At 56.1% G+C, this 5,629-nt stretch carries 7 protein-coding genes; 4 read left to right on the top strand and 3 right to left on the bottom strand.

The annotated features are described in order from the left end of the window. Nucleotides 1–69 precede the first annotated feature (69 nt). Both rfbB and rfbA read right to left on the bottom strand, forming a co-directional pair. Nucleotides 70–1,128 (bottom strand): dTDP-glucose 4,6-dehydratase, encoded by a 1,059-nt coding sequence (rfbB, locus tag QM659_RS16715; RefSeq protein WP_415189292.1) that lies wholly within the window; start codon nucleotides 1,126–1,128, stop codon nucleotides 70–72. A 1-nt stretch (nucleotide 1,129) separates the two neighbouring features. Continuing rightward, the gene (gene rfbA, locus QM659_RS16710; protein WP_415189291.1) at nucleotides 1,130–2,044 is read right to left on the bottom strand and encodes a glucose-1-phosphate thymidylyltransferase RfbA; all 915 of its coding nucleotides are present in this window, start codon (nucleotides 2,042–2,044) and stop codon (nucleotides 1,130–1,132) included. Nucleotides 2,045–2,169: 125 nt separating this feature from the next. On the opposite strand from rfbA, the gene rfbC reads away from it, so the two are divergent. From rfbC to QM659_RS16695, 3 genes are read left to right on the top strand one after another with little or no spacing between them, the layout of a single operon-like run. Then, the gene (gene rfbC, locus QM659_RS16705) at nucleotides 2,170–2,724 is read left to right on the top strand and encodes a dTDP-4-dehydrorhamnose 3,5-epimerase (protein ID WP_415189290.1); all 555 of its coding nucleotides are present in this window, start codon (nucleotides 2,170–2,172) and stop codon (nucleotides 2,722–2,724) included. Between the two features lie 5 nt (nucleotides 2,725–2,729). After that, the gene (gene rfbD, locus QM659_RS16700; RefSeq protein ID WP_415189289.1) at nucleotides 2,730–3,635 is read left to right on the top strand and encodes a dTDP-4-dehydrorhamnose reductase; all 906 of its coding nucleotides are present in this window, start codon (nucleotides 2,730–2,732) and stop codon (nucleotides 3,633–3,635) included. Then, a complete protein-coding gene (locus tag QM659_RS16695; protein WP_415189288.1) occupies nucleotides 3,613–4,470 on the top strand; it encodes a glycosyltransferase family 2 protein in 858 nt (285 codons plus the stop codon). Before rfbD ends, QM659_RS16695 begins: the two co-directional genes overlap by 23 nt. A 57-nt stretch (nucleotides 4,471–4,527) precedes the next feature. Here QM659_RS16695 and QM659_RS16690 read toward each other — a convergent pair whose 3' ends face one another. Then, nucleotides 4,528–4,734: a hypothetical protein gene (locus tag QM659_RS16690; protein WP_415189287.1), complete on the bottom strand. Its 207-nt coding sequence runs from the start codon at nucleotides 4,732–4,734 to the stop codon at nucleotides 4,528–4,530. A gap of 148 nt (nucleotides 4,735–4,882) precedes the next feature. Between QM659_RS16690 and QM659_RS16685 the strand changes: the two genes are divergently transcribed. Next, nucleotides 4,883–5,503, top strand: a complete 621-nt coding sequence (locus tag QM659_RS16685) for a TetR/AcrR family transcriptional regulator (RefSeq protein WP_415189286.1) — start codon at nucleotides 4,883–4,885, stop codon at nucleotides 5,501–5,503. Nucleotides 5,504–5,629: the final 126 nt, after the last annotated feature.

The following is a 5,629-nucleotide window of genomic DNA, read 5'->3' as shown; positions in this document are numbered from 1 at the left end:
ACCTAGGTCGGGACTGGTAGGAAACGCGGTCGCGACGATGATCGCACCGGCCAGCTGTGGCCTACAATGTCAGCTCGTTCCAATCCTATCCGCTTTGTAGCCGCCATCGAGAACGGCCTGCCACCAGACGCGATTGTCGATATACCAGCGGACGGTCTCTTCAAGCCCGGTATCGAGTGTCTTTTGCGCGCGCCAGCCGAGGTCGCGTTCGATCTTCGAAGCGTCGATGGCATAGCGGCGGTCGTGACCGGGCCGATCGGTGACAAAGCTTATGAGATCCCTGCGGGCTCCCCGTTCAAGGGGCGAGATGCCGTCCAACTGGCCGCAGATCGCTTCAACCACCTGGAGGTTTGTGCGTTCGTTCTTCCCGCCGATATTATAAGTTTCCCCGATCTCGCCTTTTTCCAATACGAGAAGGAGCGCTCTCGCATGATCTTCGACGTATAGCCAATCCCGGATATTCTGCCCGTCGCCATAAACCGGCAGCTGCTCCGCGCTCAGGGCCTTGATGATCATATGGGGGATGAGTTTTTCGGGAAACTGATAGGGTCCGTAATTATTGGAGCAGTTTGTGACAAGCGTCGGCAAACCGAAAGTGTGATGCCAGGCGCGCACGAGATGATCCGAGGCCGCTTTGCTGGCTGAATAGGGCGAGTTGGGCTGATACGGGCTATCTTCTGTGAACGCGCCCGCAGGGCCGAGCGAGCCGAACACTTCGTCGGTCGAAATATGCAGGAAGCGGAATTGGGCGCCCTGTTCAACGGGGAGCGTCCGCCAATAGCGAAGCGCTTCCTGAAGCAGTGTGAAGGTTCCGACCACGTTTGTCTTAATGAATTCCTGCGGAGCGTCGATCGAGCGATCCACGTGGCTTTCCGCTGCAAGATGCATCACCGCGTCGGGCCGGAAATCCTCGAACACATTTCGGATCGTCGACGCATCGGCGATATCCGCCCTGACAAATCGATATCTGGGGTTGCCGTCGGCCTGAGGGATTGAAGAAAGGTTGGCCGCATAGGTCAGTTTGTCGACGTTGAGGACTTCGTGATCTGTCTCCGACAGGAGCAGCCGGATCAGGGCCGATCCGATGAAGCCATACCCCCCAGTAACAACAATGCGTTTCGCTGCCATGTCACGCCACCTGCGTCAGTAATGCGGGGTTCTGCGGGAACAGCTCCGGCGCCATTTGCGGCAGCGAGAGCAGGTATTCGCCGTAGCTGCTTTTTTCACACCGCCGTACCGTCGCAAAAAACGTCTCCGGCGAGATGAAGCCCATGCGCAGCGCGATCTCCTCCGGACAGCTGATCTTCAGACCCTGCCGGTTTTCGATCACCTGCACGAACTGGCTCGCTTCAACGAGAGATCCGTGCGTGCCTGTGTCGAGCCAGGCGAATCCGCGTCCCATGATCTCGACGCGCAGCTCGCCGTCGCGCATATAGGCGGCATTGACATCGGTGATTTCCAGTTCGCCGCGTGGAGATGGGCGCAAGGATTTGGCGATTTCGACAACGCGGCTGTCATAGAAATACAGACCTGTGACCGCGAGGCTGGATTTCGGACGCTTGGGCTTCTCTTCGATTGATACGGCTCGCCCTCCTCCGTCAATCTCTATGACGCCGTAGCGCTCTGGATCCTTGACCCGGTAGCTGAAAACCGTCGCGCCTTTCTCGCGCGAAGCGGCTTTTGACAGCAGCTCCGGCAGCCCATGCCCGTGGAAGATATTGTCTCCCAGAACGAGGCAGACCGCATCATCGCCAATAAAGCGCTCGCCGATCAAAAAGGCTTGGGCAAGGCCTTCAGGATGCGGTTGCTCCGCGTATGAGATGTTGAGACCCAATTGCGAACCGTCTTCCAGCAGGTTTCGGAAGGACGGCAGATCCCTCGGCGTGGAAATAAGCAGAATGTCCCTGATACCCGCCAGCATGAGCGTGCTGAGCGGGTAATAGATCATAGGCTTATCATAGACAGGCAGAAGTTGCTTCGACACCGATATCGTGCTTGGAAAAAGCCTCGTGCCAGACCCACCAGCTAAAATGATACCTTTCATAACCCTATCCTAAAAAACTATATAATCACCCATATCCCAGCCGATCGGGGGTTGCAACGCCTGGGGGCTGGAGCTATTTCATAAAATCTGTTGATAGAGTTTTTGCGGCTCGGAAGGGGGAACTCGTGCGCGTTTGGGAGGAAAATCTGCCGGAAGTCAAGGTCGTAGAACCCGCCGTGTTTCCGGACCCGCGCGGCTATTTTTTTGAGAGTTTCAGTGCCGACCGATATCGCGACGCCGGGATCACCCGAAGCTTCGTGCAGGACAACGTGTCTGTATCCCGCAAGGATGTAATCCGGGGGCTCCATTTGCAGAACCCCGTTCAGCAGGGAAAACTTGTGACGGTTCTACGCGGTGCCATAAATGACGTCGCGGTCGACGTGCGCGTCGGCAGCCCTTCATTCGGGCGCCATGTGTCGGTGCGTCTCGATGATCGCAATCACAGGCAGCTTTGGATTCCGCGTGGCTTTGCCCATGGCTTTGTGGCGCTAACGGACGAAACCATCGTGCTTTATAAGTGCGACGCGCCTTATGATCGAGCGAGCGAAGTCGGCATTCGCTGGAATGACCCCGAGATAAACATCGATTGGGGAGTCGTGGAGCCGATCGTTTCGGAGAAGGACGCAGCGGCGCCGCTGCTTCGAGACCTGATCGAGAAGCTTCCGCGATTTGAGGGCTGATACCGATGCGCATCCTCATCACGGGCGCCGGCGGTCAGGTCGGAGTTGCGCTTGCTCGGGAACTCGCGGGCTTTACGGATCTGGTCCTCGCCACCAGAAGCGATCTCGATCTCTCCTATCCGCAAGGAATCGGTGCTTTTCTCAAAAGCGCGAAGCCCGACCTTATAATCAACGCAGCGGCTTATACTGCCGTTGACCGGGCGGAGACGGAGCAGGACCAAGCTTGGACCGTCAACGCGACCGCTGTCGGTGCGATGGGGCGCTGGGGCGCCGAAGAGAACGTGCCTTTCATTCACTTTTCGACGGACTATGTTTTCGACGGCGACGCGTCCGAGCCTTATTCCGAAACAGACCCGGTCTGTCCGCTTTCTGTCTATGGAAAGTCGAAGGCGGAGGGCGAAAGGCTCCTTCTTTCCTCCGAAGCGCCTTGTTTGATCATAAGAACAGCGTGGGTGTACTCGGACCATGGAAAGAACTTCCTGAAGACAATGGCTCGGCTCGCTACCGAGAGAACCGAACTGGCCGTGGTAAGCGATCAACTCGGCACGCCTACCTCATCAGTGCAGATCTCGAGCTTCGTCGGGCATATTGTGAGGCAGGGTCAGCCCGCTCTGCCTGAGCTTTTCGCGAGAGCATCGCGGCTTGTTCATTTTACCGCGTCCGGATGGACATCCTGGCACGGGTTTGCTTCTGCAATCGTTGACGGACTGAAGCGCCGCGGCGTTCCCCTGAAGGCTTCGAAGATCCGTGCAATTCCGAGCGTCGAGTATCCGACCCCGGCCCCTCGACCGAAATACTCACGTTTGTCAGCCGAGCGGCTGAAACAGGTCTTCGATTACCATCCCGAGCCTTGGGAACAGGCTCTGAACCACGTTCTGGATACATCATATGGAAAAGCCGCAGGTGAGTGACCATTCGATATCCATCGGCTTCGCAATAGTAACATACAATAGTGAGAGCGTCTTGCGTGAGTGCCTGGCAAGCATACCGTCTGAGTATCCGGTTGTGATTGTCGACAACGCAAGTCGCGATCGTTCCGTAGAAATAGCCAGAAATTTCGGCCATCAGGTAATTGCTAATACCGAAAATCTGGGGTTCGGCGCCGCCTGCAATCAGGCGGCAAAAATACTGACGACATCCCACGTATATTTTCTGAATCCCGATGCGGCTATTACGAAAAATTCCGTGCTCGAGATCGAAAAGGCGATCATGGAACATCCCGACGCGGCTGCCTTTGGTCCCGCAGTCAGAACTCGTGGCCTAAGCAAGTCGTTCCGAAACAAATCCTATATTTTGGATCAAAACAGAAAATACATCGATGATGAGTGCGTGCCAAAGGTCGACACGGAAGTTGATTTCATCGATGGGGCGGCATTGGTTTGCAATAGACAAATATTTAATGATATCGGCGGCTTTGATGAAACGATTTTTCTATACTATGAAGATGACGATCTCTGCTATCGCCTGAGAAAGCATGGAAAGCGTCTCATTTATGTTCCAGCCTCTATCGTTCTGCATCGCAAGAAAGCGTCATCTGGAAATGACTTCAATTTGCATTATTTTAGAGCGTTACATGAGACAAGGTCAAAAAAAATAATATCGCAAAAGTATAATTTGATATTTGATGTGAGAAAAGAAAAAAGGCGCGCTATAATAAGGTTATTTAGATCAATTGTTACTTTGAAATTCAAGAAAGCAGCGCGTTACCTCGGCGCAATCCGCTCCCTATACGCGGCCGGTAATTAGAAGTCTTTCTGACTTTAATCGAACCGCCAGGGATTCCCATCCTGCGCGAACAGTGATTCAAGTTCCATGCTGGGCGAAGGCCAGCCTGTATGGGGCGAGCTTGCTCTCTGGACCGGCGATCCGTGAAAAGGCCATCATCGCCCGACCCGCTACGGAGGCGGCCGAGAAATCCTTCGATTTGCGCTTCTCGAAATCCTTGAGCCGGACGAAGGCAACGCCGACATTTTGCCCCTCGCCGCCGAAACCGAAGCCCACGATCCCCATCACACCTTCGACGGCGTCCTTTTCCGCGTTAAGATACGACGCCGTACCTATATTTTTTTTGAGAGCTTTGATGTCAACCGTTAAGGATCGCGAAAGGTTTGCGTCCGAGGCATTCGCGCCACAGCGGGGCCGCGGGCGCCCTAAGCGCATGTCAGACGCCGAGCAGGCGCTATCCATCGCACGCCGGGCGCGTGAGCTTTTTTGCGAAAAGGGCTATGGCCGCACGACGATGGAGGACATCGTCGCCCGCTGCCGCATCTCGAAAACCACCCTCTACCGGCTGTTTCCCACCAAGATCGACGTGTTCGCCGCGATCATCGACGATCACCGGCAGGAGATGCTCGCCCTTCCGGGCGACTATGACGATCTGCCGATCGAGGAAGCGCTCGCCCGCATTTTTCTGGTGGATATCGACGAGGAAGCAGACCGCGAGCGGAAGGCGCTGATCCGCTTTGTTCTCATTGAGGGGCAGCACTATCCCGAACTCGCAGCCCTGCTCCACGAACGCGGCGGCGACTGGTCGATGCGCGAACTCGCCTTCTGGCTTCAAACGCAGAAGGAAAAAGGACGGATCACCTTCGACAATGCGGACGATGCGACTCTGGCGCTCATGGATCTGATGTTCCGCGCCGTCGCCCTGCCTCCGCCCGGCATTCCGGAGTGGCCAGACCGGGGCGACCGCAACGCTATCTGCGCGCCTGCATTGCGCTGTTCACACGGGGCATTCTGCCTCGGTAGGCGCGCTTTGTTCTACGCGGCCTTGCCGTAAGCGCCGCGGGTATGCTGTGTCGTCGCGACGAGAGCGAGCCTATGGCGTCAAGCTCTTGAGGCATGTCTTCCGGCTCGACGGTCATGGCCACGACCTCAATGGGAGGCAGGGCTTTGGAACCGGACG

Origin of the sequence: Rhodomicrobium sp., assembly GCF_047605405.1 — a bacterium.
Taxonomy (GTDB): Bacteria; Pseudomonadota; Alphaproteobacteria; order Rhizobiales; family Rhodomicrobiaceae; genus Rhodomicrobium; species Rhodomicrobium lacus.
This window is presented reverse-complemented; position numbering and strand designations above follow the sequence as displayed.

Coding starts and splice junctions, on each gene's coding strand:
- QM659_RS16695 (WP_415189288.1), top strand. CDS start 3,613: ATGGAAAAGCCGCAGGTGAGTGACCATTCGATATCCATCGGCTTCGCA.
- QM659_RS16690 (WP_415189287.1), bottom strand. CDS start 4,734: ATGGGGATCGTGGGCTTCGGTTTCGGCGGCGAGGGGCAAAATGTCGGC.
- rfbB (WP_415189292.1), bottom strand. CDS start 1,128: ATGGCAGCGAAACGCATTGTTGTTACTGGGGGGTATGGCTTCATCGGA.
- rfbA (WP_415189291.1), bottom strand. CDS start 2,044: ATGAAAGGTATCATTTTAGCTGGTGGGTCTGGCACGAGGCTTTTTCCA.
- rfbD (WP_415189289.1), top strand. CDS start 2,730: ATGCGCATCCTCATCACGGGCGCCGGCGGTCAGGTCGGAGTTGCGCTT.
- QM659_RS16685 (WP_415189286.1), top strand. CDS start 4,883: ATGTCAGACGCCGAGCAGGCGCTATCCATCGCACGCCGGGCGCGTGAG.